At 69.2% G+C, this 25,377-nt stretch carries 32 protein-coding genes; 8 read left to right on the top strand and 24 right to left on the bottom strand.

Annotation, left to right across the window (positions count from 1 at the left end):
- Positions 1 to 4: 4 nt before the first annotated feature.
- On the top strand, positions 5 to 565 hold the full coding sequence (locus tag J8M51_RS38405; RefSeq protein ID WP_179203098.1) for a L,D-transpeptidase: 561 nt from the start codon (positions 5 to 7) through the stop codon (positions 563 to 565).
- Between the two features lie 126 nt (positions 566 to 691).
- Here the strand turns inward: J8M51_RS38405 and J8M51_RS38400 are convergent, their stop codons facing one another.
- The 4 genes from J8M51_RS38400 to alr form a co-directional block, all read right to left on the bottom strand.
- On the bottom strand, positions 692 to 844 hold the full coding sequence (locus J8M51_RS38400) for a hypothetical protein (protein ID WP_216591302.1): 153 nt from the start codon (positions 842 to 844) through the stop codon (positions 692 to 694).
- Positions 845 to 999: 155 nt separating this feature from the next.
- Positions 1,000 to 1,533 carry a tRNA (adenosine(37)-N6)-threonylcarbamoyltransferase complex ATPase subunit type 1 TsaE gene (gene tsaE, locus J8M51_RS38395; protein WP_216591301.1) on the bottom strand — a complete coding sequence of 178 codons (534 nt, stop codon included), beginning with the start codon at positions 1,531 to 1,533 and terminating at the stop codon, positions 1,000 to 1,002.
- Positions 1,499 to 2,746 (bottom strand): alpha/beta fold hydrolase, encoded by a 1,248-nt coding sequence (locus J8M51_RS38390; protein ID WP_216591300.1) that lies wholly within the window; start codon positions 2,744 to 2,746, stop codon positions 1,499 to 1,501. Before J8M51_RS38390 ends, tsaE begins: the two co-directional genes overlap by 35 nt.
- Positions 2,747 to 2,902: 156 nt before the next feature.
- The gene (gene alr / locus J8M51_RS38385) at positions 2,903 to 4,090 is read right to left on the bottom strand and encodes an alanine racemase (protein ID WP_086760142.1); all 1,188 of its coding nucleotides are present in this window, start codon (positions 4,088 to 4,090) and stop codon (positions 2,903 to 2,905) included.
- 133 nt (positions 4,091 to 4,223) lie between these two features.
- Here alr and glmS point away from each other — a divergent pair, with 133 nt between their 5' ends.
- The 3 genes from glmS (at position 4,224) to J8M51_RS38370 (ending at position 8,091) form a co-directional block, all read left to right on the top strand.
- The gene (glmS, locus tag J8M51_RS38380; protein WP_086760140.1) at positions 4,224 to 6,071 is read left to right on the top strand and encodes a glutamine--fructose-6-phosphate transaminase (isomerizing); all 1,848 of its coding nucleotides are present in this window, start codon (positions 4,224 to 4,226) and stop codon (positions 6,069 to 6,071) included.
- Positions 6,072 to 6,109: 38 nt separating this feature from the next.
- On the top strand, positions 6,110 to 6,481 hold the full coding sequence (locus tag J8M51_RS38375) for a holo-ACP synthase (protein WP_086760144.1): 372 nt from the start codon (positions 6,110 to 6,112) through the stop codon (positions 6,479 to 6,481).
- Positions 6,482 to 6,639: 158 nt separating this feature from the next.
- Complete coding sequence (locus J8M51_RS38370) at positions 6,640 to 8,091, top strand: NAD(P)H-hydrate dehydratase (RefSeq protein WP_267299860.1); 1,452 nt, start codon at positions 6,640 to 6,642, stop codon at positions 8,089 to 8,091.
- Between the two features lie 49 nt (positions 8,092 to 8,140).
- Here J8M51_RS38370 and J8M51_RS38365 read toward each other — a convergent pair whose 3' ends face one another.
- On the bottom strand, positions 8,141 to 8,302 hold the full coding sequence (locus J8M51_RS38365) for a hypothetical protein (RefSeq protein WP_179202903.1): 162 nt from the start codon (positions 8,300 to 8,302) through the stop codon (positions 8,141 to 8,143).
- Between the two features lie 286 nt (positions 8,303 to 8,588).
- Here J8M51_RS38365 and coaA point away from each other — a divergent pair, with 286 nt between their 5' ends.
- Positions 8,589 to 9,578 carry a type I pantothenate kinase gene (coaA, locus tag J8M51_RS38360; protein ID WP_086752886.1) on the top strand — a complete coding sequence of 330 codons (990 nt, stop codon included), beginning with the start codon at positions 8,589 to 8,591 and terminating at the stop codon, positions 9,576 to 9,578.
- A 28-nt stretch (positions 9,579 to 9,606) separates the two neighbouring features.
- A complete protein-coding gene (locus J8M51_RS38355) occupies positions 9,607 to 10,527 on the top strand; it encodes a DUF389 domain-containing protein (RefSeq protein WP_086752883.1) in 921 nt (306 codons plus the stop codon).
- A 125-nt stretch (positions 10,528 to 10,652) separates the two neighbouring features.
- Here the strand turns inward: J8M51_RS38355 and glmM are convergent, their stop codons facing one another.
- The 3 genes from glmM to rplM all read right to left on the bottom strand — a co-directional run bounded on the left by glmM (position 10,653) and on the right by rplM (position 13,254).
- A complete protein-coding gene (gene glmM / locus J8M51_RS38350) occupies positions 10,653 to 12,011 on the bottom strand; it encodes a phosphoglucosamine mutase (RefSeq protein ID WP_086752892.1) in 1,359 nt (452 codons plus the stop codon).
- A gap of 230 nt (positions 12,012 to 12,241) precedes the next feature.
- Positions 12,242 to 12,769: a 30S ribosomal protein S9 gene (rpsI, locus tag J8M51_RS38345; RefSeq protein WP_086752881.1), complete on the bottom strand. Its 528-nt coding sequence runs from the start codon at positions 12,767 to 12,769 to the stop codon at positions 12,242 to 12,244.
- Between the two features lie 41 nt (positions 12,770 to 12,810).
- A complete protein-coding gene (gene rplM, locus J8M51_RS38340) occupies positions 12,811 to 13,254 on the bottom strand; it encodes a 50S ribosomal protein L13 (RefSeq protein WP_045559465.1) in 444 nt (147 codons plus the stop codon).
- A gap of 339 nt (positions 13,255 to 13,593) precedes the next feature.
- Here rplM and J8M51_RS38335 point away from each other — a divergent pair, with 339 nt between their 5' ends.
- Positions 13,594 to 13,968 carry a hypothetical protein gene (locus tag J8M51_RS38335; protein WP_086752879.1) on the top strand — a complete coding sequence of 125 codons (375 nt, stop codon included), beginning with the start codon at positions 13,594 to 13,596 and terminating at the stop codon, positions 13,966 to 13,968.
- 89 nt (positions 13,969 to 14,057) lie between these two features.
- Positions 14,058 to 14,942 (top strand): hypothetical protein, encoded by an 885-nt coding sequence (locus tag J8M51_RS38330; protein WP_236067749.1) that lies wholly within the window; start codon positions 14,058 to 14,060, stop codon positions 14,940 to 14,942.
- A 23-nt stretch (positions 14,943 to 14,965) separates the two neighbouring features.
- Here J8M51_RS38330 and truA read toward each other — a convergent pair whose 3' ends face one another.
- The 16 genes from truA to rpsH all read right to left on the bottom strand — a co-directional run bounded on the left by truA (position 14,966) and on the right by rpsH (position 25,223).
- Complete coding sequence (gene truA / locus J8M51_RS38325) at positions 14,966 to 15,829, bottom strand: tRNA pseudouridine(38-40) synthase TruA (RefSeq protein WP_086752877.1); 864 nt, start codon at positions 15,827 to 15,829, stop codon at positions 14,966 to 14,968.
- Positions 15,830 to 15,898: 69 nt separating this feature from the next.
- Complete coding sequence (gene rplQ / locus J8M51_RS38320; protein ID WP_086752875.1) at positions 15,899 to 16,405, bottom strand: 50S ribosomal protein L17; 507 nt, start codon at positions 16,403 to 16,405, stop codon at positions 15,899 to 15,901.
- Between the two features lie 188 nt (positions 16,406 to 16,593).
- Positions 16,594 to 17,616: a DNA-directed RNA polymerase subunit alpha gene (locus tag J8M51_RS38315; RefSeq protein ID WP_003966937.1), complete on the bottom strand. Its 1,023-nt coding sequence runs from the start codon at positions 17,614 to 17,616 to the stop codon at positions 16,594 to 16,596.
- Positions 17,617 to 17,750: 134 nt separating this feature from the next.
- Positions 17,751 to 18,155 carry a 30S ribosomal protein S11 gene (gene rpsK / locus J8M51_RS38310; RefSeq protein WP_003956432.1) on the bottom strand — a complete coding sequence of 135 codons (405 nt, stop codon included), beginning with the start codon at positions 18,153 to 18,155 and terminating at the stop codon, positions 17,751 to 17,753.
- 70 nt (positions 18,156 to 18,225) lie between these two features.
- Positions 18,226 to 18,606, bottom strand: a complete 381-nt coding sequence (rpsM, locus tag J8M51_RS38305) for a 30S ribosomal protein S13 (protein ID WP_086752873.1) — start codon at positions 18,604 to 18,606, stop codon at positions 18,226 to 18,228.
- Between the two features lie 220 nt (positions 18,607 to 18,826).
- Positions 18,827 to 18,940 carry a 50S ribosomal protein L36 gene (rpmJ, locus tag J8M51_RS38300; RefSeq protein WP_003998809.1) on the bottom strand — a complete coding sequence of 38 codons (114 nt, stop codon included), beginning with the start codon at positions 18,938 to 18,940 and terminating at the stop codon, positions 18,827 to 18,829.
- 29 nt (positions 18,941 to 18,969) lie between these two features.
- The gene (gene infA / locus J8M51_RS38295) at positions 18,970 to 19,191 is read right to left on the bottom strand and encodes a translation initiation factor IF-1 (RefSeq protein ID WP_003948620.1); all 222 of its coding nucleotides are present in this window, start codon (positions 19,189 to 19,191) and stop codon (positions 18,970 to 18,972) included.
- 225 nt (positions 19,192 to 19,416) lie between these two features.
- Positions 19,417 to 20,253, bottom strand: a complete 837-nt coding sequence (map, locus tag J8M51_RS38290) for a type I methionyl aminopeptidase (RefSeq protein ID WP_086752871.1) — start codon at positions 20,251 to 20,253, stop codon at positions 19,417 to 19,419.
- A gap of 113 nt (positions 20,254 to 20,366) precedes the next feature.
- Positions 20,367 to 21,029, bottom strand: a complete 663-nt coding sequence (locus tag J8M51_RS38285; protein WP_086752869.1) for an adenylate kinase — start codon at positions 21,027 to 21,029, stop codon at positions 20,367 to 20,369.
- Positions 21,029 to 22,342, bottom strand: a complete 1,314-nt coding sequence (gene secY, locus J8M51_RS38280) for a preprotein translocase subunit SecY (protein ID WP_086752867.1) — start codon at positions 22,340 to 22,342, stop codon at positions 21,029 to 21,031. The genes J8M51_RS38285 and secY overlap by 1 nt, the downstream gene beginning before the upstream one ends.
- A 242-nt stretch (positions 22,343 to 22,584) precedes the next feature.
- A complete protein-coding gene (gene rplO / locus J8M51_RS38275) occupies positions 22,585 to 23,040 on the bottom strand; it encodes a 50S ribosomal protein L15 (protein ID WP_005481206.1) in 456 nt (151 codons plus the stop codon).
- A 2-nt stretch (positions 23,041 to 23,042) separates the two neighbouring features.
- On the bottom strand, positions 23,043 to 23,225 hold the full coding sequence (rpmD, locus tag J8M51_RS38270; protein ID WP_005481207.1) for a 50S ribosomal protein L30: 183 nt from the start codon (positions 23,223 to 23,225) through the stop codon (positions 23,043 to 23,045).
- A complete protein-coding gene (rpsE, locus tag J8M51_RS38265) occupies positions 23,225 to 23,833 on the bottom strand; it encodes a 30S ribosomal protein S5 (protein ID WP_013001409.1) in 609 nt (202 codons plus the stop codon). Before rpsE ends, rpmD begins: the two co-directional genes overlap by 1 nt.
- A 39-nt stretch (positions 23,834 to 23,872) precedes the next feature.
- Complete coding sequence (gene rplR, locus J8M51_RS38260) at positions 23,873 to 24,256, bottom strand: 50S ribosomal protein L18 (protein WP_005481210.1); 384 nt, start codon at positions 24,254 to 24,256, stop codon at positions 23,873 to 23,875.
- A 3-nt stretch (positions 24,257 to 24,259) separates the two neighbouring features.
- Positions 24,260 to 24,799, bottom strand: coding sequence for a 50S ribosomal protein L6 (gene rplF / locus J8M51_RS38255; protein WP_086752865.1), 540 nt, complete (start codon positions 24,797 to 24,799; stop codon positions 24,260 to 24,262).
- 25 nt (positions 24,800 to 24,824) lie between these two features.
- Entirely contained in the window at positions 24,825 to 25,223 is a 399-nt protein-coding gene (gene rpsH / locus J8M51_RS38250) for a 30S ribosomal protein S8 (RefSeq protein ID WP_013001411.1), read from the bottom strand.
- Positions 25,224 to 25,377: the final 154 nt, after the last annotated feature.

Below are 25,377 nucleotides of genomic sequence, written 5' to 3'. Positions count from 1 at the left end.
GAAGGTGGCCAGTAGCAGCTCGGTAGTCGTGGCCGGGCTCACCGCGGCGGCCATCGCCGCCGTCGGTTTCCTCACCTATCAGGCTTCGGCGAACGCGCCGGACGACCTCGGGAAACCGTCCGCATCGGAGTCTCCGAAGGCCAAGCAGTCCAAGACCCCGGCCGAGCGGGAGAAGGACACGGAGGACGTCCTCCCCGAGGACTCGGGCACCGGCGAGCGCGTCGTGTACTCCCTCGACGACGACCGTGTCTGGCTGGTCGGCGCGAACGAGAAGGTCACCCGCACGTTCGAGGTCACCCCGAGCACGGTCGACCCGACGCCCGCCACCTACACGGTCTCGTCCCGCTCCGCCGCCGTCACCGGCTCCGACGGCACCCCCATCGAGAACGTCGTCCGCTTCGCCTCCGTCGACGGCATCTCCGTCGGCTTCAGCGCGGCCGTCGACGGCTCCACCCCCGAGCCCGACCCCGCCACCAAGACCGGCGGCATCCGCGAGTCCCGCAAGGACGGCAAGGCCATGTGGGAGTTCGCGGGCATCGGCACGAAGGTGGTCGTGGTCGAGTAAGGGCGCTGTTTGGTCGCCGGGCAGGGGATCGCCGGTCCTTCTGGGGGCGGGGAACTGCGCGACCAGCCCCCACCCACCCGAGGCCGCGACACGACCCGGACGCCCCGCCCGGAGCGTTCAGAACGGCTACGCGGCCTTGGGGCGACGCACCGGCTCCGGTTCGGGCGCGCGCGGCGGCGTGGAGATCAGCCGCGCCGCGACCCCCGCCGCCAACAGGTCCCGCATGGACACCCCGGCCACCCCGGACGGCTGCCGCTCACGTCGCTCATCTGCCGCCATGGACGCCTCCTGGTGCTCCCGGCGAACCAAGTTAGGTACACCTAACCAAGGACCGGTTACCATGTGACCACGCCGGAACGCCGAACGCAACACGTTGCCGACACCTTGTCGGAACCCACACGGAACCAGGACAAGGCCGGACCAGGCCGACAGCGTCAGGCCGACAGCGCCCCCAGCTCCACGGCGGCCCACCGCCGCCCCAGCCCGGTGACCGTCACCCGCCGCACCTCGTCCGTCGTGTCCCCGACCGCACGGTGGATGACCACGTCGAGCCGGTCGTCGGTCAGCTCCTCGACCTTCCCCTCGCCCCACTCGACCACGATCACCGAGTCCGGCAGCGAGACATCGAGATCGAGATCCTCCATCTCGTCCAGCCCGCCGCCGAGGCGATACGCGTCGACGTGCACGAGCGGCGGCCCCTGGACCAGTGAGGGATGCACCCGGGCGATGACGAAGGTCGGCGAGGTGACCGCGCCCCGCACCCCCAGCCCCTCCCCGAGCCCCCGGGTGAGTGTCGTCTTCCCGGCGCCCAACTCCCCGTTGAGCATCACGAGATCACCCGTGCGCAGCAGCTTGGCCAGGCGACGGCCCAGCTCCAGCATCTGGTCGGGCGAGGTGACGGTGATCTGAAGAGACGACCCGGACGACCCGGACTCACCCGGGCCGTGCGGTGCTGCTGGCGCTTCCATAGCCACTAACCGTAGCCCCCGCCGGCACGGCCCCCGCCCGGGTGAGCAGGTCGGCGAGCCGGTCGGTCACCACCTCGGGGTGCTCCAGCATCACCAGATGCCCCGCGTCCGGGACGAGCACCAGCTCCGCGTCCGGCAGCAGATCGGCGATGGCCTCGCTGTGCTCGCTGGGTGTGACGAGGTCCTTGACCCCGGCCAGCACGAGCACCGGCAGCTCGGCGAACTCCGCGAGCGCCTCGGTCTTGTCGTGCTCGGTGAAGGCCGGATAGAACTCGGCGACGACGTCGATCGGCGTGCCCTCGATCATCCGTTCGGCGAACCGCGCGACCGCCGGGTCGACGTCCCGCGACGCGAACGAGTACCGCTTGATGATCCCGGCGAACAGATCGGCGGTCGCCCGCCGCCCCCGCTCCACCAGCGCGGCCTGCTGCCCCAGCGCCTTCAGCACCCCGGGCAGCACCCGCCGCACCGCGTTGACGCCCGCGACCGGCAACCCGAAGTTGACCTCGCCGAGCCGCCCCGACGACGTACCGACCAGTGCGACGGCGACGACCCGCTCACGGATCAGCTCGGGGAAGTGCGCGGCCAGCGCCATCACGGTCATGCCGCCCATGGAGTGCCCGACCAGCACGATGGGCCCCTCGGGCACCGCCGCGTCGATGACGGCCTTGAGGTCGCGGCCGAGCTGGTCGATGGTGACCGGCAGCCCGTCCTGCGCCTGGGCCGCACCGCGCCCGGAGCGGCCGTGGCTGCGCTGGTCCCAGTGCACGGTCCGGACGACACCGCGCAGCGCGGCCCGCTGGAAGTGCCAGGAGTCCTGGTTGAGGCAGTAGCCGTGGCTGAAGACGACGGTGACCGGGGCCGGGGCCTTGCGGCCGAAGAGACGGCGTCTGCGGGGCGAGAGACCGGCCTCGGGCTCGACGTCGTCGACCTCGTAGTACAGCTCGCAGCCGTCGTCGGCGTACGCCTTGGCGGGGGTGCCGCGCAGCGCCCCGTACGGACCGGTGGAGTCGAGCGCGAGGCGGGCCTTCCTGCGCATGCCGCGCCCGACGGTGAGCCGCTCTATGGCGACACCGGCCGCCGCGCCCGCCGCGACGACGCCTATCGCCGCCCCCGCGACCCCGGCCCGGCGCCAGATCCCGTCACCGGACGCGGCCGAGGCGACGGCCGCGCTCGCGACGGCCTCCACGGCCTCCGCGCTGCTCTCGCTCACGTCCCGCTCCTCTTCGCCGACCTGTCCGGTCTCGCTCTCGCCCCGTACACCTGTACGGAGTTACCCGTCTCGTTCGTCCTTCACCTGCTCGTGCGCCTCCTCATGATCGGGGTGCCCGGGTTCACATCCTCACGGGCCCCGGTCGGATGCGCCCGTTCACTCGCCCGTGTCGCCCTCGCCGTCCGCGTCGCCCTTGTCGACGTAGACGCGCGGAACGCGGGTTCCGATGCGCGTCACGATCTCGTACGCGATGGTTCCGGCCGCCTGCGCCCAGTCCTCGGCGGTCGGCTCGCCCCCGGTACCGGCGCCGAACAGCACGACCTCGTCCCCGGCGGCCGGTTCGTCACCGCCGAGGTCGACGACGAACTGGTCCATGGCGACCCGGCCCGCGACCGTCCGCCACTTCCCGCCGACCAGGACGGGCCCGGTGCCGGAGGCGTGCCGGGGGATACCGTCCGCGTAGCCGACGGGCACCAGGCCGAGCGTGGTGGCGCCGGGGGTGACGTAGTGATGGCCGTAGCTGACGCCGTGGCCCCCGGAGACATGCTTGACCAGCGCGAGCGAGGCGCTGAGCCGCATCACGGGCCGCAGTCCGAGATCGGCCGGGCTGCCCAGCTCGGGGCTGGGCGAGATGCCGTAGACCGCGATGCCCGTCCGGACGAGGTCGAGGTGCGCGTCCGGGCGGGTGAGGGTGGCCGGTGAGTTGGCGATGTGCCGTACCTCGGGGCGGACGCCCCGGTCCTCGGCGTACGCGGCCATGTCCCGGAAGCGGGTGAGCTGGGCGTCGACGGAGGGGTGCCCCGGCTCGTCGGCGCACGCGAGGTGCGACCAGAGCCCGGTGACCTTCACCAGCCCCTCGGCCTCCGCGCGCAGCGCCTCGGCGACGAGTTCCGGCCAGTCCTCGGGCTGGCAGCCGTTGCGCCCGAGCCCGGTGTCGGCCTTCAGCTGCACCCGCGCGCGTGCCCCGGCCGCACGGGCGGCGTCGGTGACCTCGCGCAGCGCCCACATCCCGCTGACCGCGACATCGAGATCGGCCTCGACCGCCTCGCGCCAGGGCCCGCCCGGCGCCCACAGCCAGCACATCAGCCGCCCGGTGAGCCCCGCCGCGCGCAGCGCCAGCGCCTCCTCGGGCGTGGCCGTCCCCAGCCAGGTCGCCCCCGCCTCGACCGCGGCCCGCGCACACCGCACCGCCCCGTGGCCGTACGCGTCCGACTTGACCACGGCCATCAGCTCGGCACCCGGCGCCAGGGCGCGCAGGGTCCGCACATTGGCCCGCAGGGCATCCAGATCGATCTCGGCACGGGCCCGAAGGGGCGCGCTCCGCACAGGTGCTGTCTCACTCATGTCCGCCCCAGTCTCTCAGAGGGCCGCCCGCGCGGAGCCATGGAGCCTGACGGGGCTCACGGAACGCCACCCTGTCACGTACAGTCACACTCGGCACACGACAGGTCGCGAACGGCTCGACACAGGGGTTGATATGTGCGGAATCGTGGGATACGTCGGCTCGCAGTCCGCGCTCGACGTGGTCCTCGCCGGTCTGAAGCGGCTGGAGTACCGGGGGTACGACTCCGCGGGCGTGGCGGTGCTGGCCGACGGGGGCCTCGCCGCCGCCAGGAAGGCCGGGAAACTGGTGAACCTGGAGAAGGAGCTGGTCGGCCGTCCGCTGCCGACCGGCTCGACGGGTGTCGGCCACACCCGCTGGGCCACCCACGGCGGCCCCACCGACACCAACGCCCACCCGCACCTCGACAACGCGGGCCGGGTCGCCGTCGTCCACAACGGCATCATCGAGAACTTCGCCGCGCTGCGCGCCGAACTGACCGAGCGGGGCCACGAACTGACCTCCGAGACGGACACCGAGGTCGTCGCCCACCTCCTCGCCGAGGAGTTCTCCTCGTGCGACGACCTCGCCGAGGCGATGCGGCTGGTGTGCCGCCGGCTGGAGGGCGCCTTCACCCTGGTCGCGGTGCACGCGGACGCGCCGGACGTGGTCGTGGGCGCCCGCCGCAACTCCCCGCTGGTGGTCGGCGTCGGCGAGGGCGAGTCCTTCCTCGCCTCGGACGTCGCCGCGTTCATCGCGCACACCCGCTCGGCGATCGAGCTGGGCCAGGACCAGGTGGTCGAACTGCGCCGCGACGGCGTGACGGTGACGACGTTCGACGGCCGCCCCGCCGAGGTCCGCTCGTACCACGTCGACTGGGACGCGTCGGCGGCGGAGAAGGGCGGCTACGACTACTTCATGCTCAAGGAGATCGCCGAGCAGCCGAAAGCGGTCGCGGACACACTCCTCGGCCGGATCGACGCGGCGGGCACGCTCTCCCTGGACGAGGTCCGCATCCCCGACTCCGAGCTGCGCGAGCTGGACAAGGTGGTCATCGTCGCGTGCGGTACGGCGTTCCACGCGGGCCTGATCGCCAAGTACGCCATCGAGCACTGGACCCGCATCCCCTGCGAGGTGGAGCTGGCCAGCGAGTTCCGCTACCGGGACCCGATCCTCGGCCCGCACACCCTGGTCGTCGCCATCTCCCAGTCCGGCGAGACCATGGACACGCTGATGGCGCTGCGGCACGCCCGCGAGCAGGGCGCCCGGGTCCTCGCGATCTGCAACACCAACGGCTCGACGATCCCCCGCGAGTCCGACGCGGTCCTCTACACCCACGCGGGCCCGGAGGTCGCGGTCGCCTCGACGAAGGCGTTCCTGACGCAGCTGGTGGCCTGCTACCTGGTCGCCCTGTACCTCGGCCAGGTGCGCGGCACCAAGTGGGGCGACGAGATCCGGGCCGTGGTCCGCGACCTCTCCCGGATCTCGTGCGAGGTGGAGCGGGTCCTCGAAACGATGGAGCCGGTACGGGAGTTGGCGCGCACGCTGGCCGACAAGAACACGGTGCTGTTCCTGGGCCGCCACGTGGGCTACCCCGTCGCCCTGGAAGGCGCCCTGAAACTCAAGGAGTTGGCCTACATGCACGCGGAGGGCTTCGCGGCGGGCGAGCTGAAGCACGGCCCGATCGCCCTGATCGAGGAGGACCTCCCGGTGGTGGTCGTGGTGCCCTCCCCTGCCGGGCGCTCCCTCCTCCACGACAAGATCGTCTCCAACATCCAGGAGATCCGCGCGCGCGGTGCCCGCACGATCGTCATCGCGGAGGAGGGCGACGAGGCGGTGGTCCCCTACGCCGACCACCTCATCCGCATCCCGGCCACCCCGACCCTCCTCCAGCCCCTGGTCGCCACGGTCCCCCTCCAGGTCTTCGCCTGCGAACTGGCCACGGCCCGGGGCAACGAGGTGGACCAGCCGCGGAACCTGGCGAAGTCGGTGACGGTGGAGTGAACTGATGGAGCCGGATCTCTGGGGCTAGGGTGCGGATCATGCCCATCATCGGAGTCGGCATCGACGTCGCCGAGATCGACCGCTTCCGTGCCTCGCTGGAACGTACGCCCAGCATGGCCGACCGTCTCTTCCTCCCCAGCGAGCTGTGCCTCCCCAGCGGGGAACGCCGGGGCGTCGCCTCCCTCGCGGCCCGCTTCGCCGCGAAGGAGGCTCTCGCCAAGGCCCTCGGCGCACCCAGCGGCCTCCGCTGGACGGACGCGGAGGTGTATGTCGAGCCGTCCGGGCAGCCCCGCCTCCGGGTGACCGGCACGGTGGCGTCCCGCGCCTCCGAGCTGGGCGTCAAGTCCTGGCACATCTCCCTGAGCCACGACGCGGGGGTGGCGTCGGCGGTGGTGATCGCGGAGGGGTGAGGGCGCGGCGCCTCATGGCTCGGGGGTGCGGGTCGTAGGGCGAGTGCGGACCGTACGTGGCTGGTCGCGCAGTTCCCCGCGCCCCTAAAGGCAGGGGCTGCGCCCCTGCCCTCCCACCCCACCTCCCACCCGCACCCGACCCGAGGCAGACTCGTCCCATGCGCTCAGCCCACCGCGTGGAAACCGTCCGCACAGCCGAACACGCCCTGATGGCCCGCCTCCCGGACGGCGCCCTGATGCAACGCGCCGCCGCGGGCCTGGCCGCGGCCTGCGCGGACGCCCTGCCCCGCGTCTACGGCAGCCGCGTCGTCCTCCTCACCGGCAGCGGCGACAACGGCGGCGACACCCTCTACGCCGGCGCCCGCCTGGCAAGGCGGGGCGCGGGCGTGACCGCCGTACTCCTCGCCCCCGACCGCACCCACCCCGAGGCCCTCGCAGCCCTCCTCCGGGCGGGCGGCACCACGGCCACCCCCACCGACGCGGCCCCCCTGCTCCACCGCGCCGACCTCGTCCTGGACGGCATCGTCGGCATCGGCGGCAGGGGCGGGCTCCGCCCCGAGGCCGCCCACCTCGCGGGCCTCCTCACCGCCTCCCCCGCCACGGTCATCGCCGTGGACCTGCCGAGCGGCATCGAAGCGGACACCGGCGAGGTGCACGGCGCGGCCGTCCGCGCCGACCTCACCGTCACCTTCGGCACCCACAAGCCGGGCCTCCTCGTCGACCCCGCCCGCGCGTACGCCGGTTCCGTACGCCTGATCGACATCGGCCTCGACGAGACCCTCCCCGCCACCCCCGCGCTGGAGTCCCTCCAGCACGCCGACGTGGCCGCCCTCCTCCCCCGCCCCACCGGCGAGAGCGACAAGTACCGCCGGGGCGTCGTGGGCATCGCGGCGGGCTCCGCCCGCTACCCGGGCGCGGCGGTCCTCGCGGTCGCGGGCGCCCTGCGCGGCGGCGCGGGCGCGATCCGCTACGTGGGCGCGGCAGGCGACGCCGTCCTGGCCCGCTTCCCGGAGACCCTGGTCTCGGACGCGGGCCCGAAGAAGGCGGGCCGGGTCCAGGCCTGGGTCGCGGGCCCGGGCGCGGGCGACGACCCGGCCCCCGTCGCCGAGGCCCTCGCCACCGACGTCCCCGTCCTCCTGGACGCCGACGGCCTCCGCCTCGCCGACCGCGACACGGTCCGCACGCGTACGGCCCCCACCCTCCTCACCCCGCACGCCGGGGAGGCGGCGGCCCTGCTGGGCATCTCCCGGGAGGAGGTCGAGTCGGCCCGTCTCACCGCCGTACACGCGCTGGCCCGCGCCTACGACGCCACCGTCCTCCTCAAGGGCTCCACCACCCTGATCGCCGGCCCGGACCCCGACGCCCCGGTGCGTGTCAACGCCACCGGCACCCCCTGGCTGGCGACGGCCGGCAGCGGCGACGTCCTCTCGGGCCTGGCGGGCTCCCTGCTGGCGGCCGGCCTCGCCCCGCCGGACGCGGCGAGCGTGGCGGCGTACCTCCACGGTCTGGCGGGCCGCTACGCCGCCGACGGCGCCCCGGCGGGCGCCCACGACGTGGCGGACGCGATCCCGGCGGCCTGGCGCGACATCACCTCACCGGGGCGCACCTGACCGAATCGCACCGGCCCGGACCGGGCCGGGCCGCACCGGGCCGACGACCTCACTCCCCCTCCTCGATCCGGTCGATGGCCTCCCGCACCATCCCCAGATACTCGACCTCCTCGCACCGCGGCTTACTCCCCATCCGGTACATGTCAATCGCGTCATCCAGGTGCTCGCCCAGATCCTCGTCCGGCAGGTCCGCCGAGAGCTCGCTGCACACCCGCCCGGCAAGATCCGCGTCACCGCGCGTAGACCCCCGCCGAACGGTGCCCCGTAACGTCAGACGTACTCCGAAAGCCATCTCGTTCCCCCATCTCCCCCTGGCAGACCGGGAGGCGGCTCCCTCCCGACCGCCCGGACGCTAGTCCTCCCCTCACCTCAGGTCCATACCTTCGCCACAGTTCACGCACAGCGAAGGGAGAACCCCGTACCGTGCCCCGCCCGGCGTGACGGAACCCACCGGCCCCCACGCCGCCACCCCGTTCAAACTCCGTTAACAATGGACTGTGATCTCACCGGTCTCCTCGTTGCCGCGGAGCGCCCACCGGCCCAGGCCGGAGGCGACTCCCTACGTCGACCTCACCCGTGCCGAGTGGAGCGCGCTGCGCGAAAAGACGCCGCTCCCGCTGAACGCCGAGGAGGTCGAGAAGCTGCGCGGCCTGGGCGATGTCATCGACCTCGACGAGGTACGGGACATCTACCTCCCGCTGTCCCGGCTCCTCAACCTCTATGTGGGCGCCACCGACGGCCTGCGCGGCGCCCTGAACACCTTCCTGGGCGAACAGGGTTCCCAGTCCGGCACCCCGTTCGTGATAGGCGTCGCCGGCTCCGTGGCCGTAGGCAAGTCGACCGTCGCCCGTCTCCTCCAGGCGCTGCTGGCCCGCTGGCCCGAACACCCGCGCGTCGAACTGGTCACCACCGACGGCTTCCTGCTCCCCATGAAGGACCTGCAGGAACGCGGCCTGGTCTCCCGCAAGGGCTTCCCCGAGTCGTACGACCGCCGGGCCCTGACCCGTTTCGTCGCCGACATCAAGGCAGGCAAGGACGAGGTGACGGCCCCCGTCTACTCCCACCTGATCTACGACATCGTCCCCGACCAGCGGCTCACGGTCCGCCGCCCCGACATCCTCATCGTCGAGGGCCTCAACGTCCTGCAGCCCGCCCTGCCGGGCAGCGACGGCCGCACCCGCGTCGGTCTCGCCGACTACTTCGACTTCAGCGTGTACGTCGACGCCGGCGCCGACGACATCGAGCGCTGGTACCTCAACCGCTTCAAGAAGCTCCGTCAGACCGCCTTCCAGAAGCCCGACTCGTACTTCCGCAAGTACACCCAGGTCTCCGAGGACGACGCCGTCGACTACGCCCGCGGCCTCTGGCGCACCATCAACAAGCCCAACCTGGTCGAGAACATCGCCCCCACCCGGGGCCGCGCCACCCTCATCATCCGCAAGGGCGCCGACCACAAGGTGCGCCGTCTCAGCCTGCGCAAGCTGTAGCCGCGACCGGGCCGGTTACCCTGCGGGCATGCTGCATCTCCGTCTGATCTCCCCGTCCGAGAAGACGGACGAGGTGGTGCGTCTGATCGAGGGGACGGTCGGGACCACCCATCTCGTCGTCCTGCCCGGCACCGCCCGCAACCCCGCCGGAGACGTCGTGATGTGCGACGTGGCCCGCGAGGCGGGCGACGAACTCATCGCCGCGCTCAGGGCGTCGGGCCTGGACGAGACCGGTTCGATCGCGGTCGAGAACATCGACCTGTCGCTGTCGAAGCGCGCCGACAAGGCGGAGAAGGAGGCGCCGGGCGAGGGCGCCGACGCGGTCCTCTGGGAACATCTGACGGACGCGACGCACGAGGAGTCGACGCTCTCCCTCACCTACATCGCCTTCATCACCCTCGCCACGATGATCGCGGCCTGCGGTGTGGTCCTCGACAACGCGGTCCTGATCGTGGGCGCGATGGCGGTGGGCCCGGAGTTCGGCCCGCTGGCCGGCATCAGCACGTCCATCGTCCAGCGCCACCCGCGGCTGGCCGTACGGTCACTCGTCGCCCTGTTGGTGGGCTTCGCCGTGGCGATGGCGGTGACGGTGGGCTTCAGCCTCTTCATGGACGCGCTCGGCTACTTCACGGAAGCCAAGCTGGAGGCCGACCGCCCCAACACCGCCTTCGTCTACGCCCCCGACGCCTTCTCGTTCATCGTGGCGGTCCTGGCGGGCATCGCCGGAACCCTCTCCCTGACCTCGGCCAAGTCCGGGGCCCTGGTAGGCGTCGCCATCTCGGTCACCACGGTCCCGGCGGCGGCGAACGCGGCGGTCGCCCTGGCCTACGGAGACACCAAGCAGACGGTGGGCTCCACGGAGCAACTGCTCCTGAACCTGCTGGGCATCATCCTGGCAGGCACCCTCACCCTGCTCCTGCAGAAGTGGCTGTGGTCGAAGCCCCGCTGACCGCGCCCCTGAAAAGCAGGGGGCGCAGCCCCTGCTTTTCAGGGGCGCGGGGAACTGCGCGACAAGCCACGACGAACCCGCAGCCCGCAACACACAGAACCCCACACCGCTACCCGGCCGTCAACTCACCCGAGCGCGGACTTCACCACATCGGCGAGCCGCCCGGCAACCGCCCGAGCCTGCTCGATGTCCGCCGCCTCCACCATCACCCGAACCAGCGGCTCGGTCCCGGAAGGCCGCAACAACACCCGCCCCGTGGAGCCCAGTTCCCCCTCGGCCTCGGCAACCGCCGCCGCCAGCTCCGCCGACGTGGACACCCGCGACCGATCCACGTCCGGCACATTGACGAGCACCTGCGGCAACCGCTCCATCACCCCGGCGAGATCCCGCAGCGTACGCCCGGTCTGCGCGAGCCGGGCCGCCAGCAGCAGCCCCGTCAGCGTGCCGTCACCCGTCGTCGCGTGGTCGGAGATGATCACATGCCCGGACTGCTCGCCCCCGAGGGCGTACCCGTGCTCCTTCATCTCCTCCAGCACATACCGGTCCCCGACCGCGGTCTGCACCAGCTTGAGCCCCTCGCGCTCCAGCGCCAGCTTGAAGCCGAGGTTGGACATCACGGTGGCGACCACGGTGTCCGCGGGAAGCTGCCCGCGCTCCCGCAGGGCCAGCGCCAGCACGGCGAGGATCTGGTCGCCGTCCACCTCGTCGCCCTGGTGGTCCACGGCGAGGCACCGGTCCGCGTCACCGTCGTGCGCGATGCCGAGGTGCGCCCCGTGCTCGACGACGGCGGCCTTCAGCTTGCCCAGGTGCGTCGACCCGCAGCCGTCGTTGATGTTGAGCCCGTCCGGCTCGGCCCCGATCGTGACGATCTCGGCGCCGGCCCGGGTGAACACCTCGGGCGAGACCCCGGAGGCGGCACCGTGCGCCTCGTCGAGGACGACCTTCAGCCCGTCGAGCCGGTTGGGCAGCGCCGCGAGCAGATGCTCGACGTACCGCTCGAAGCCCTCGTCGTACGACCGGATACGCCCGACGCCCGCACCCGTCGGCCGGTCCCAGGGGGCGCCGGTGCGGTGCTCCTCGTACACGCCCTCGATCCGGTCCTCCAGATCGTCGGCGAGCTTGTGGCCGCCGCGGGCGAAGAACTTGACGCCGTTGTCGGGCATGGCGTTGTGGCTGGCGGAGAGCATCACACCGAGGTCGGCGCCCAGCTCACCGGTGAGGAACGCCACCGCGGGGGTGGGCAGCACACCGACGCGCAGCACGTCGACGCCCGCGCTGGCGAGACCGGCCACGACGGCGGCCTCCAGGAACTCTCCGGACGCCCGCGGATCCCGCCCGACCACCGCCACCGGCTTGTGGCCCTCGAAGGTTCCCGCCTCGGCGAGTACATGTGCCGCCGCGACGGAGAGTCCGAGCGCGAGCTCGGCCGTCAGATCCGCGTTGGCGACACCGCGCACGCCGTCCGTGCCGAAGAGTCGTCCCACAGTGGTGTCCTCCGAATTGCTGAGAATGTGCGGCTCGTACCAGGTGTCCACGAGTGTCCCGGCACTCCCTGGACCAAGTACATCCCCTGAGACTGTCCTCCCCCTGTAGGGGTTGTACCGACACTCTGTGCGTAAGCCTGCGATAAGCGATAGATCCTGCTAAGCAAACCGCCCCGGCGGCACGGGAACGTGCCGCCGGGGCGATGCGCGTGGTGCTGCGAGCGCGAGATTTAGCGCTTGCTGTACTGCGGGGCCTTACGGGCCTTCTTCAGACCGGCCTTCTTGCGCTCGACCGCACGGTCGTCGCGGCGGAGGAAGCCGGCCTTCTTGAGGGCGCCACGGTTGTTGTCGACGTCGGCCTCGTTCAGCGCGCGGGCGACACCGAGACGGAGCGCACCGGCCTGGCCGGAGACACCGCCACCGGAGATACGGGCGATGACGTCGTAACGGCCTTCGAGCTCAAGAACCTTGAACGGCTCGTTGACCTCCTGCTGGTGCACCTTGTTGGGGAAGTAGTCCTCAAGGGTGCGGCCGTTGATCTTCCACTTGCCGGTGCCCGGGACGATCCGGACGCGGGCGATGGCGTTCTTGCGACGGCCCAGGCCAGCGGCCGGCTGCGGGTCGCCGAAGCGGGACGCCATGGACTCGGAGGTGTACTCGCCCTCGACGGGGACGTCCGACTCCGTGGTGTAGCTGTCGATGTCGACAAGCTCGGTCTCGGTCTCTTCGACCGGCTGCTCAGCGGTGGTCTCGGCCACGATGCTCCTCAGATCTTTTCTGTTTGGTGGTGTGGCCGGAACTACTGCGCGACCTGGGTGATCTCGAACGGCACCGGCTGCTGCGCAGCGTGCGGGTGCTGGTCGCCCGAGTAGACCTTCAGCTTCGAGAGCATCTGACGGCCCAGGGTGTTCTTGGGGATCATGCCCTTGATGGCCTTCTCGACGGCCTTCTCGGGGTTCTTCGCCAGCAGCTCGTCGTAACGGACGGAGCGCAGACCACCGGGGTAGCCGGAGTGGCGGTACGCCAGCTTCTGGGTCTTCTTGTTGCCGGACAGGTGAACCTTGTCGGCGTTGATGATGATGACGAAGTCGCCCATGTCCATGTGCGGGGCATAGGTCGGCTTGTGCTTGCCGCGGAGGAGGTTCGCGGCAGTGGTAGCCAGACGGCCCAGGACGATGTCCTGTGCGTCGATGACGTGCCACTGGCGAGTCACATCGCCGGGCTTGGGGCTGTACGTACGCACTTCGCAGCCTTCTTCTTCAGTGGATGGGTGCTGACACATGGCATCACTGAAGCGATCGTGCAGCTGGGGACGACAGTGCCGGGAACGCTGCCCGTATGCCGCCCACTGGTAACTGCTCCAGGGAACCTACGTAAGGGCTTCTCGCCTGAGAGCGACCAAGCCAGTACGCATAACAATCCGCAAGAGTACTCGGGCGGCCCCTGGCGGGTCAAAACGACCTCCGGAGGGGGACCACGACACCCGTTGATCGACTTCGCCCTCGGGTTCGATACGATCCCGCACCACGTGCCGCGAGGTACGTGATTCTGTCATGCAAGCTGCAAACAACGGGGTTCACACATGAAGTTCCGCAAGAACGTTGCCGCCGCGATCGTCGCGGCCGGAGTCGCGCTGACGCTGGGCAGCGCCGGGACGGCGTCCGCGTCGAGCCACTACTCGGTGCCCGGCGGCCAGGTGAAGTTCACGTCCAAGGGCGAGATCCTCAAGGTCTGGGACACCAAGGCGGGCAACACCGGCATCCTCGTCATCGTGGACGACCTGTCCGCGAAGAACCCGACGATGGACAAGTGCAACGTCAAGGGCAAGGGCAAGACCAAGACCTGCGACATGAAGTTCACCAACGGGCACAAGCTGCAGATCGACGTCTTCTCGTACAAGACGCTCAGCGACCACAGCACGCGCAAGCTCGTCGCCAGCTGGAAGGACAAGGCGTAAGCCACAACCGGGACAAGCCGTCCCCGGGCGGCCGTCGGCGTGACCCATAACTGAAGAAGGCCTTCCCCCGCCCGTCTAAACTGCGCCCCATGAGCTTTGGGCAGGGGGGGTCTCAGTGGAGCCCCGGGGGTTCCCACAATCCGTGGGACAGTCAGTGGAGTTCCTCCAGTAACCAGACCCCGGACTGGGCGTCACTCGCCGAGCAGTCCGAAACACGCAACAGGCGCCGCAGACTCCTGCTGATCGTCGGCGGCGCCCTCGCCACGGTCGGCATAGGCGTCGCCGTGGCCGTCGCCGTCGTCAACACCGACGGCGGCAGCACCACGGCGAACGGTCCGAACGACCTCCCGACCGCCGCGGACATCCCGAGCGCCAGCGCCAAGACGGACCCGTCGTTCGCCCCGACCTCGGCCCCGCCGCCGCTGGACCCGAAGGAGTTCATCTCCAGCTCGGGCAAGGACAAGGCGCCGATCAGCCCGGACATCCTCTTCCCGGGCTCGCAGCTGACCACACGCGACAACCTCGTCTACCGCAAGGGCCCCACGGCCTCGACGAAGGACTGCGCCGCGGTCGTCCAGGGCACCCTCGACACCCTGCTGACCAGCAACGACTGCACTCGCTTCCTGCGCGTGACCTACTTCCGGGAGAAGATCGCGGTCACGATCGGCGTCGCGCTGTTCGACACCGAGGCGAAGGCGACCAAGGTCAAGGACGACTGGGACAAGAAGAGCACCATCGTCTCCCTCTCCGGTGAGGACGTCCCCGCCTTCTGCCGGACGACGGTGTGCCGGACCACCGCCAACTCCTACGGCCGCTACGCCTACTTCACCCTCTCCGGCTTCACCGACGGCAAGGACGTGACGGAGAAGGACAAGGCCGTCTTCGCGGCCGGCGACGGCCTCGGCAAGTCCACCTTCGACCAGATCCACCGCCGGGGCCAGACCCAGGCCGCCGCGGCGGCCAACGGCCAGTAGCCCCCATCCCCTCCGCCCCGGGGTCAGCAGCAGCCGGCCCCGGGTGCCCCCGGCAGGCTCCGCCGGTTGCGCGCCTCCCTGCTCCGCGCGGCCAGCAGCTCGTCGGCCGGGTACCCGACCTCCTCCAGGGTCAGCCCGTGCGGCCGTACGACGTGCACGGCGGAGTCCCGCACCCCGGCGGCCAGCACCTTCCCGGGCCACTCGGGTCCGCGGTGCCCGTCGCCCACGAAGAGCAGCGCCCCGATCAGCGACCGCACCATGTTGTGGCAGAACGCGTCGGCCCGCACGGTCGCGGTGATCACCCCGTCGTCCCCCCGCACCAGGCTCAGCCGCTGCAGCGTACGGATGGTGGTCGCCCCCTCCCGCCGCTTGCAGTACGCCGCGAAGTCGTGCTCCCCCAGCAACCGCGCCGCCGCCTCGTTCATGGCGTCCACGTCCAGCGGCCAGTCGTGCCACAGCACGTGGTTCCGCAGCAACGGATCGACACCGCCGGGGTTGTCCGTCACCCGGTACGCGTACCGCCGCCAGACGGCCGAGAACCGCGCGTTGAAGCCGCTGGGCGCCTCCCTGAGGGCCCACACCCGCACATCCCTCGGCAACCGCCCCGCGAGCCGCTTCAGCAGCTTCTCGTGGTGTTCACGCCAGACCGTCTCCGGCAGATCCACATGCGCCACCTGCCCCCGCGCGTGCACCCCGGCGTCCGTCCGCCCGGCCACGGTCAGCTCGTACGTCTCCCGGGACCGGGTGACCGTCCGCAGCGCGTCCTCGATCTCCCCCTGCACGGTCCGCCGCCCCCCGGCCTGCTTGGCCCACCCGGAGAACTCGCTCCCGTCGTACGACAGGTCCAGCCGGACGCGCACATGACCGGGCGCCGCTTCATCACTCACGTACAGATCCTCTCAGGTACGAAAAAGCGGGCCCGCTCCTGTGAAAGGAACGGGCCCGCTGCAGAACGCTTACGCGTCCTTCGACTCCTCGGCGGCCTCGTCGGCGTCGTCGGCCTTGGTGGTGTCCACCTTGGTCTCGACGGCCTCGGTGGTCTCCGCGTCCTTGGCCGCACGCTTGGTGGCGGCCTCGGCCTCACCGGTGGCCTCCTGCGCGACCGTCAGCGCCTCGACCAGCTCGATGACGGCCATGGGCGCGTTGTCGCCACGGCGGTTACCGATCTTGGTGATACGGGTGTAGCCACCCGGACGGTTCTCGTACCGCGGGCCGATCTCGGTGAAGAGCGTGTGCACGACGCTCTTGTCCGTGATGACCTGGAGCACCTGGCGGCGGTTGTGAAGGTCGCCCTTCTTGCCCTTGGTGATCAGGCGCTCGGCGTACGGCCGCAGACGGCGGGCCTTCGCCTCGGTGGTGGTGATGCGGCCGTGCTCGAAGAGCGACTTCGCGAGGTTCGCGAGCAGCAGCTTCTCGTGCGCGGCACTGCCGCCCAGACGGGCACCCTTGGTGGGCTTCGGCATGGTGTTTCTCCTAGGTGTCTGCCCCGGCCGTATCAGGTACCGGGGTCAGTATCCGAGCGGGCGGATGCCCGTCGAAGATCCGGAGTCCTTTTCGACTCCGGAGGGTCCGCGCCCCGTAAGGGGCGCGGGGAACTGCGCGACCAGCCACTACGGACCCGCAGTCGGAATCCGGCCGTCTCGCGGAGCGACTAGTACTGCTCGGTCTCCACGAACCCGGCGTCCGCGTCGTCGTCGGCGCCGAAGGCGTCCGCGGCGGCGGTCGGGTCGAACCCGGGAGGCGAGTCCTTGAGCGCCAGACCCATGCCCGCCAGCTTCGCCTTGACCTCGTCGATCGACTTCGCACCGAAGTTGCGGATGTCGAGCAGGTCCGCCTCGCTGCGCGCGACCAGCTCACCCACGGAGTGGATGCCCTCACGCTTGAGGCAGTTGTACGACCGAACGGTGAGCTCCAGCTCCTCGATCGGCAGCGCCAGATCGGCGGCGAGCGCGGCGTCCGTCGGGGACGGACCCATGTCGATGCCCTCGGCGTCGATGTTCAGCTCGCGGGCGAGACCGAACAGCTCGACCAGGGTCTTGCCGGCGGAGGCCATGGCGTCACGGGGACGCATCGCCTGCTTGGTCTCGACGTCGACGATCAGCTTGTCGAAGTCGGTGCGCTGCTCGACACGAGTCGCCTCGACCTTGTACGTGACCTTGAGAACCGGCGAGTAGATGGAGTCGACCGGGATACGGCCGATCTCCTGGCCCACCTGCTTGTTCTGCACGGCGGAGACATAACCGCGGCCACGCTCGACCGTCAGCTCCATCTCCAGCTTGCCCTTGCCGTTGAGCGTGGCGAGGACCAGGTCGGGGTTGTGCACCTCGACACCGGCCGGGGGCGCGATGTCGGCGGCGGTGACCAGACCCGGGCCCTGCTTGCGCAGGTACATCACGACCGGCTCGTCGTGCTCCGAGGAGACGACCAGCTGCTTGATGTTGAGGATCAGGTCGGTGACGTCCTCCTTGACGCCCGGCACGGTGGTGAACTCGTGCAGGACACCGTCGATCCGGATGCTGGTGACAGCGGCACCGGGGATCGACGACAGGAGCGTACGGCGGAGGCTGTTGCCGAGGGTGTAGCCGAAGCCCGGCTCCAGCGGCTCGATCACGAACCGGGAGCGGAATTCGTCGACGACCTCTTCGGTCAACGAGGGACGCTGAGCGATCAGCATGTGGTGAGTCCTTCAGTCATGGGCACCCACTATTTGATGCCCTTGAGTACTACAAGGGTACGGGCGGTACGCCCCGTAAGAGCCGTACCGCCCGAAAACCTCAGACCAAGCAGTCGTACGACCGACCCGAAGGGTCAGACGCGGCGGCGCTTGGGGGGACGGCAGCCGTTGTGCGGGGTGGGCGTGACGTCCTGGATGGAGCCGACCTCGAGACCGGTCGCCTGCAGCGAACGGATGGCCGTCTCACGACCCGAACCCGGGCCCTTGACGAACACGTCGACCTTGCGCATGCCGTGCTCCTGCGCGCGACGGGCGGCCGACTCGGCGGCCATCTGCGCGGCGAACGGCGTGGACTTCCGGGAGCCCTTGAAGCCGACGTGGCCGGCGGAGGCCCAGGAGATCACGTTGCCCGAGGGGTCCGTGATCGAGACGATCGTGTTGTTGAACGTGCTCTTGATGTGCGCGTGGCCGTGAGCGACGTTCTTCTTTTCCTTGCGGCGCACCTTCTTGGCAGCGCCCTGACGACCCTTGGGGGGCATCTACAAACTCCTACGGGGAGGTGGTCGGTCCTACAGCGAAGACCGCTGATGAAGCGTTGTCCGCTGAGGACTACTTCTTGCCCGGCTTCTTCTTACCGGCGATGGCGCGACGCGGGCCCTTGCGGGTGCGGGCGTTCGTGCTGGTGCGCTGACCGCGGACGGGCAGACCACGACGGTGACGGAGGCCCTGGTAGCAACCGATCTCGACCTTGCGGCGGATGTCGGCCTGGACCTCGCGACGGAGGTCACCCTCGGTCTTGATGTTGTTGTCCACGTACTCGCGGATCGCGACGAGCTGCTCCTCGGAGAGGTCGCGAACGCGGGTGTTCGGGTTGACGCCGGTCGCTGCCAGCGTCTCCTGGGAGAGGGTCCGGCCGATGCCGAACACGTAGGTGAGGGCGACCTCCACGCGCTTGTCGCGCGGGATGTCAACACCGGAAACGCGTGCCATTCAATGGCTCCTGGTGATTGTCGGAGGTCTTCCACAGAACCGAACCCCAGCCGCCGGCCTCCTCTGTCGTGAGGATTAGGTACGGACTGGGTCCCCGGCCTCCGAGCCGGGGGTGTCAGACACGTCGTAGAGCCGTGTCTGGGTCCTGCATATGAACAAATTCAGCTCGCGTCGCGCGAATCCCTGCGATGTAGATGCAGAGGGAGTGGTCGAACGTGCGTCAGCCCTGGCGCTGCTTGTGGCGCGGGTTCTCGCAGATGACCATGACCCGACCGTGACGGCGGATCACCCTGCACTTGTCGCAGATCTTCTTGACGCTCGGCTTGACCTTCATGGGATCGAGGTTCTCCGAGTCAGAGGGATCTACTTGTAGCGGTAGACGATCCGGCCACGCGTCAGGTCGTACGGAGACAGCTCCACCACGACCCGGTCGTCAGGGAGGATGCGGATGTAGTGCATACGCATCTTGCCGCTGATGTGTGCCAGGACCTGGTGGCCGTTCTGGAGCTCGACCTTGAACATGGCGTTCGGAAGAGACTCGACGACAGTGCCCTCGATCTCGATGGCACCTTGCTTCTTGGCCACGCTTCGCCCTTCGAATCGACTACCTTGATCGACTCCGCGTAACCGAATGAGGACACACGGGAACACGAGAGCCGACGAGTCAGTCTACGCCAGGGCCTCCAGAAACACGAATTCGGTATGCATGCCCAAGGCTGAAGATCCTTACGCCGCCCCGCGGAAGCGCCCTTGAAAGGGGGGCGGGGAACCGCGCGAGAAGCCCCACGCCCCGCGCCCCGCGACGGACCCTCAGCCCACCGGGTCAGGAGCCGCGACGATCCCGAACTCCGCCAGCTTCGCCTTGCCGCCGTCGGGGGCGGTGAGCACCAGCGGCCCCTCCGCCGTGAGCGCCACCGAGTGCTCCCAGTGCGACGACCACGTCCCGTCCGTGGACACCACGGTCCAGTCGTCCGCCAGGACCTTGGTCTTCGGCGTCCCCAGCGCCACCATCGGCTCGATCGCGAGACAGAACCCGGGCACCAGCTTCGGCCCCTTGCCCCGGCGCCGCTCGACGTAGTTCAGCAGATGCGGGTCCATGTGCATCTCGGTGCCGATGCCGTGGCCGCCGTAGTCCTCGACGATCCCGTACTTCCCGCCGCCCGGCTTCGGCTGCCGGCGGATGTACGTCTCGATGGCGCGCGAGACGTCGACCAGCCGGTTGCCCACCTTCATCGCGGCGATGCCGGCCCACATGGACTCCTCGGTCACCCGGGAGAGCTCGATCAGCTCCGGGGCGTGACCGGAACCCACGAAGGCGGTGTAGGCGGCGTCCCCGTGCCAGCCGTCGACGATCGCGCCGCAGTCGATCGAGATGATGTCGCCGTCCTTCAGGACGACCTCGTCGCTCGGGATGCCGTGCACGACGACCTCGTTCACCGACGTGCAGATCGTCGCCGGGAAGCCGCCGTACCCGAGGAAGTTCGACTTCGCCCCGTGCTCCGCGAGCACCTTGCGGGCGACCTCGTCGAGGTCCTTCGTGGAGGCGCCCGGCACGGCGGCCTCCCGGGTGGCCGCGTGGATCGCGGCGACGACCAGCCCCGCCTCGCGCATCTTGGCGATCTGCTCGGGGCTCTTGATCTGCACCATGGGGGCCTGCGCTCTCCGTCTTCCGTGACTGCGTACCGATGAAAACTGCCTACACAACAGTACGGCCGCGGCACCCTTCCCGGGCACCGCGGCCTATGTACCGACCGACGACCTTACTGGCCGCCGTCCTCGCGCTTGAGCGCCTCCATGGCGCGCGTGGTGACTTCCTCCACCGGGCCGAGCGCCGAGATCGTCACCACGAGGCCCTGGGCCTTGTAGTAGTCGATGATCGGCTCGGTCTGGGTGTGGTAGACCTCCAGGCGCTTGCGGACGGTCTCCTCGGAGTCGTCGTCACGCTGGTACAGCTCGCCGCCGCAGACGTCGCAGACGCCTTCCTGCTTCGGCTTCTTGTACGTGACGTGGAAGACGTGGGCGGAGTCGTTGCGGCAGATGCGCCGGCCGGCGATCCGCTTGACGACCTCCTCCTCGGGGACCTCCAGGTCCAGCACCGCGTCCAGGTTCATGGACTCTTCCTGGAGCGTCACGTCCAGCGCCTCGGCCTGCGAGACGTTGCGCGGGAAGCCGTCGAGCAGGAAGCCGTGCTCGGCGTCCGGCTGCTCCATGCGGTCCTTGGCCATCGCGATGGTGACCTCGTCCGGCACCAGCTCGCCCTTGTCCATGTAGGACTTCGCGAGTTTGCCGAGCTCCGTCTGCTTGCTGATGTTGGCCCGGAACAGGTCGCCCGTGGAGATGTGCGGGATCGACAGGTTCTGGGCGAGGAACGCGGCCTGCGTTCCCTTACCGGCACCAGGCGGCCCGACGAGGACGATACGCATCAGCGGAGGAACCCTTCGTAATTGCGCTGCTGGAGCTGGCTCTCGATCTGCTTCACCGTCTCCAGACCCACACCCACGATGATCAGGATGCTGGTACCGCCGAACGGGAAGTTCTGGTTTGCCCCGAGCGGCGCCAACGCCATTGTCGGCACGAGAGCGATCAGACCCAAGTACAGCGAACCCGGCCAGGTGATCCGGTTGAGTACGTAACTCAGGTACTCAGCGGTCGGTCGGCCAGCCCGGATGCCCGGGATGAAGCCACCATACTTCTTCATGTTGTCCGCGACTTCCTCGGGGTTGAACGAGATGGCCACGTAGAAGAAGGCGAAGAAGATGATGAGGAAGAAGTAGATCGTGATGTGCGCCGGAGCTGCGGTGTCCGCGAGATTCTTCTGGACCCAAGTCGCCCAGCCCGCCGTGGAGTTCGAGAACTGCACGATGAGCGCCGGAATATAGAGCAGCGACGAGGCGAAAATCACAGGGATGATGCCCGCCTGGTTGACCTTCAACGGAATGTAGGTCGATGTACCGCCGTAGGAACGGCGGCCGATCATGCGCTTCGCGTACTGGACCGGGACACGGCGCTGGGCCTGCTCGACGAAGACGACGAGCGCGACCATGACGAGGCCGACGGCGATGACGATGCCGAACTCGATCCAGCCGCCCGCCAGGTCGCCCTGCTCCTTGATGGCCCACAGGGCGGACGGGAAGGTGGCGGCGATCGAGATGAACATCAGGATCGACATGCCGTTGCCGATGCCGCGGTCGGTGATCAGCTCACCGAGCCACATGACGACGGCCGTACCGGCGGTCATGGTGATCACCATGACCATGGTGGTGAAGATCGAAGGGTCGGGTACGATCCCGCTGGCCTGCGCACAGCCGCTGAACAGCGAGCCACTGCGGGCGGTGGCGACGAGGCCGGTGCCCTGGAGGACCGCCAGGGCCACCGTCAGATAACGCGTGTACTGCGTGATCTTCGCGGTACCGGCCTGCCCCTCCTTCTTCAGGGCTTCCAGACGCGGGATCACCACGGTCAGCAGCTGCAGAATGATGCTCGCCGTGATGTACGGCATGATGCCGAGCGCGAAGATCGTGATCTGCAGCAGCGCGCCACCGCTGAACATGTTCACCAGACCGAACAGACCCGAGTTGGTCTGGGCCTGGTCGATGCAGAACTGGACGGCGCGGTAGTCGACACCCGGGATCGGGATGTGCGTGCCGATCCGGTAGATCACGATGATGCCGAGCGTGAAGAGCAGCTTCTTGCGCAGGTCGGGCGTCTTGAACGCCCGGGCGAACGCGGTGAGCACGGTGCCTCCTGCGACCCCCGCGCTACTGCGTCAAGGGTGACTGTTTTGAGATTCTGATGAGGACGACTTACGTAACGTTTAACTGCCGCGGCGAGTGCCCGGTGAGGGGTCCCCTGTGAAAACGCACAGTGCAGGCCACCTTACCGGCGGGACCGCCTCCCTAGGAACGACCAACCGGGGATACCCCATTTGTGGGGTATCCCCGGTCGGGATCGCTCAAGTCATCGAGACGCCTGTTGTGTTCAGACGAGCTCGGTGACGGTACCGCCGGCGGCGGTGATCTTCTCCTTGGCGGAGCCGGAGACGGCGTCGACCGTCACCTGCAGCGCCACGGAGATCTCGCCCTGTCCGAGGACCTTGACGAGGCTGTTCTTGCGGACGGCACCCTTGTCGACCAGGTCGGCAACGGTGACCTCCCCACCCTCGGGGTAGAGGGCGGCGAGCTTGTCCAGGTTCACGACCTGGAACTCCGTCTTGAACGGGTTCTTGAAGCCCTTCAGCTTCGGGAGACGCATGTGGAGGGGCATCTGGCCACCCTCGAAGCGCTCCGGAACCTGGTAACGGGCCTTCGTGCCCTTGGTACCACGACCGGCCGTCTTACCCTTCGACGCCTCACCACGACCGACACGGGTCTTGGCGGTCTTGGCGCCGGGGGCGGGACGGAGGTTGTGGATCTTGAGCGGGTTGTTCTCCGCCATGATCAGTCGACCTCCTCGACCGTCACGAGGTGGCGGACGGTGTGCACCATGCCGCGGAACTCGGGGCGGTCCTCCTTGACGACCTGCGTGTTGATGCCCTTGAGACCAAGGGAACGCAGGGTGTCACGGTGGTTCTGCTTGCTGCCGATGTACGACTTCGTCTGCGTGATCTTGAGCTGTGCCATCACGCAGCACCGGCCCCGGCACGCGCACGCAGCAGGGCCGCGGGAGCGACGTCCTCGAGGGGCAGACCGCGGCGGGCCGCGATCTCCTCGGGACGCTGCAGACCCTTCAGGGCCTCCACGGTCGCGTGCACGATGTTGATCGCGTTCGACGAACCGAGCGACTTCGACAGGATGTCGTGCACACCGGCGCACTCGAGCACGGCACGCACCGGGCCACCGGCGATGACGCCGGTACCGGGGGAAGCAGGCTTGAGCAGGACGACGCCCGCGGCCTTCTCGCCCGTGATCGGGTGCGGGATGGTGCCCTGGATACGGGGGACCTTGAAGAAGTGCTTCTTGGCCTCCTCAACACCCTTGGCGATGGCGGCCGGCACCTCCTTGGCCTTGCCGTAACCGACACCCACGGTGCCGTCACCGTCGCCCACTACGACGAGCGCAGTGAAGCTGAAGCGACGACCACCCTTCACAACCTTGGCGACGCGGTTGATCGCGACAACGCGCTCAACGTACGCGGTCTTCTCGGCGGCAGCTGCGCCGCCGTCACGGCCCTTCCGGTCCCGCCGCTCGCCGCCACCGGCACCGCCACCGCGGCGCTGGGGTCCAGCCATTGGATTTACCTCTCTCTTTCCGCTAGCTACGCAGCGAGCTCAGAACTTGAGCCCGGCCTCGCGGGCGGCGTCGGCCAGGGCCGCGATGCGACCCGCATACCGGTTACCACCTCGGTCGAACACAACGGCCTCGACACCGGCGGCCTTGGCACGCTCGGCGACCAGGGCGCCGACCTTGCCGGCCTGCGCCGACTTGTCCTCGGACGCACCGCGGATCGACGAGTCCAGGGTGGACGCCGACGCAAGGGTGTGACCCTTGAGGTCGTCGATCACCTGGGCCACGATGTGGCGGTTCGAGCGGGTCACGACCAGGCGGGGACGCTCAGCCGTACCGTTGACCTTCTTACGGATCCGGATGTGGCGCCGCTTGATGGCTGCACGCTTGTAAGCGTCGCCCTTAGCGATCTTCGTACCGTATGCCATGGCTTACTTACCCGCCTTTCCGACCTTGCGGCGGATGACTTCGCCCTCGTACTTGACGCCCTTGGCCTTGTACGGGTCGGGCTTGCGCAGCTTGCGGATGTTGGCCGCAACCTCGCCGACCTTCTGCTTGTCGATGCCCTCGACCGAGAACCGGGTGGGGTTCTCCACCTTGAAGGTGATGCCCTCGGGCGCCTCGACGGTGATCGGGTGGCTGTAGCCGAGCGCGAACTCGAGGTTCGAACCCTTGGCCTGCACTCGGTAACCGACACCGCTGATTTCGAGCTTCTTCACGTAACCCGTGGTCACGCCGGTGATCATGTTCGCCACCAGCGTGCGGGACAGGCCGTGCAGGGCCTTGTTCTGACGCTCGTCGTTGGGGCGGGTGACGTTGAGAACGCCGTCCTCACCCTTGGCGATGTCGATCGGCGAAGCGACGGTGTGGGTCAGCGAGCCCTTGGGGCCCTTGACCGAGACCGTACGGCCGTCGATGGTGACGTCCACGCCGGCGGGAACCGTGATGGGGAGCTTGCCAATACGCGACATAGCTTTTTCCTCCGATTCCTTTCCGCTACCAGACGTAGGCGAGAACTTCTCCGCCTACGCCCTTCTTGCCGGCCTGCTTGTCGGTGAGGAGCCCGTGCGACGTGGAGATGATCGCCACGCCGAGGCCGCCCAGCACCTTGGGCAGGGAGGTGGACTTCGCGTAAACCCGGAGACCGGGCTTGGAGATCCGCTTGATGCCCGCGATGGAGCGCTCACGGTTGGGGCCGAACTTCAGCTCCAGGACGAGGTTCTTGCCGACCTCGGCGTCCTCGACCTTCCAGCCCGTGATGAAGCCCTCCTGCTGGAGGATCTCCGCGATGTGAGACTTGATCTTCGATGCCGGCATCGTCACGGAGTCGTGGTATGCCGAGTTCGCGTTCCGCAGACGCGTAAGCATGTCTGCGATCGGATCAGTCATGGTCATGAATTGGCCTTCGGCCTCTCTCGCCGGGGTTTCCTGTATGCGCCATCCCTCTCCCCACTCGGTGGCGGGACGGGTGCGGTGCGGGGACCTACGGCGTAGTAAGTCGTATCGGGCGACCGTCAGGCGCCCAACCCTCCAAGCCTAAGCCATGGAA

This window comes from Streptomyces griseiscabiei, assembly GCF_020010925.1.
Lineage (GTDB): Bacteria > Actinomycetota > Actinomycetes > Streptomycetales > Streptomycetaceae > Streptomyces > Streptomyces griseiscabiei.
The sequence above is the reverse complement of the archived record's forward strand: the minus strand, read 5'-3'. Positions and strand labels throughout refer to the sequence as shown.

Excerpts from the sequence above, each read along its gene's own strand:
- tsaE (WP_216591301.1), bottom strand. The coding sequence starts at position 1,533 with ATGGAAGCGCCAGCAGCACCGCACGGCCCGGGTGAGTCCGGGTCGTCC.
- alr (WP_086760142.1), bottom strand. The coding sequence starts at position 4,090 with ATGAGTGAGACAGCACCTGTGCGGAGCGCGCCCCTTCGGGCCCGTGCC.
- J8M51_RS38400 (WP_216591302.1), bottom strand. The coding sequence starts at position 844 with ATGGCGGCAGATGAGCGACGTGAGCGGCAGCCGTCCGGGGTGGCCGGG.
- map (WP_086752871.1), bottom strand. The coding sequence starts at position 20,253 with ATGGTGCAGATCAAGAGCCCCGAGCAGATCGCCAAGATGCGCGAGGCG.
- rpsM (WP_086752873.1), bottom strand. The coding sequence starts at position 18,606 with ATGGCACGCGTTTCCGGTGTTGACATCCCGCGCGACAAGCGCGTGGAG.
- rplR (WP_005481210.1), bottom strand. The coding sequence starts at position 24,256 with ATGGCATACGGTACGAAGATCGCTAAGGGCGACGCTTACAAGCGTGCA.
- rplQ (WP_086752875.1), bottom strand. The coding sequence starts at position 16,405 with ATGCCGAAGCCCACCAAGGGTGCCCGTCTGGGCGGCAGTGCCGCGCAC.
- J8M51_RS38335 (WP_086752879.1), top strand. The coding sequence starts at position 13,594 with ATGAAGTTCCGCAAGAACGTTGCCGCCGCGATCGTCGCGGCCGGAGTC.
- glmS (WP_086760140.1), top strand. The coding sequence starts at position 4,224 with ATGTGCGGAATCGTGGGATACGTCGGCTCGCAGTCCGCGCTCGACGTG.
- J8M51_RS38285 (WP_086752869.1), bottom strand. The coding sequence starts at position 21,029 with ATGCGTATCGTCCTCGTCGGGCCGCCTGGTGCCGGTAAGGGAACGCAG.
- rpsK (WP_003956432.1), bottom strand. The coding sequence starts at position 18,155 with ATGCCCCCCAAGGGTCGTCAGGGCGCTGCCAAGAAGGTGCGCCGCAAG.
- rpmJ (WP_003998809.1), bottom strand. The coding sequence starts at position 18,940 with ATGAAGGTCAAGCCGAGCGTCAAGAAGATCTGCGACAAGTGCAGGGTG.
- J8M51_RS38355 (WP_086752883.1), top strand. The coding sequence starts at position 9,607 with ATGCTGCATCTCCGTCTGATCTCCCCGTCCGAGAAGACGGACGAGGTG.
- rpsH (WP_013001411.1), bottom strand. The coding sequence starts at position 25,223 with ATGACCATGACTGATCCGATCGCAGACATGCTTACGCGTCTGCGGAAC.
- J8M51_RS38370 (WP_267299860.1), top strand. The coding sequence starts at position 6,640 with ATGCGCTCAGCCCACCGCGTGGAAACCGTCCGCACAGCCGAACACGCC.
- rpsE (WP_013001409.1), bottom strand. The coding sequence starts at position 23,833 with ATGGCTGGACCCCAGCGCCGCGGTGGCGGTGCCGGTGGCGGCGAGCGG.
- rplF (WP_086752865.1), bottom strand. The coding sequence starts at position 24,799 with ATGTCGCGTATTGGCAAGCTCCCCATCACGGTTCCCGCCGGCGTGGAC.
- rplO (WP_005481206.1), bottom strand. The coding sequence starts at position 23,040 with ATGGCGGAGAACAACCCGCTCAAGATCCACAACCTCCGTCCCGCCCCC.
- J8M51_RS38330 (WP_236067749.1), top strand. The coding sequence starts at position 14,058 with ATGAGCTTTGGGCAGGGGGGGTCTCAGTGGAGCCCCGGGGGTTCCCAC.
- J8M51_RS38375 (WP_086760144.1), top strand. The coding sequence starts at position 6,110 with ATGCCCATCATCGGAGTCGGCATCGACGTCGCCGAGATCGACCGCTTC.
- rpmD (WP_005481207.1), bottom strand. The coding sequence starts at position 23,225 with ATGGCACAGCTCAAGATCACGCAGACGAAGTCGTACATCGGCAGCAAG.
- J8M51_RS38315 (WP_003966937.1), bottom strand. The coding sequence starts at position 17,616 with ATGCTGATCGCTCAGCGTCCCTCGTTGACCGAAGAGGTCGTCGACGAA.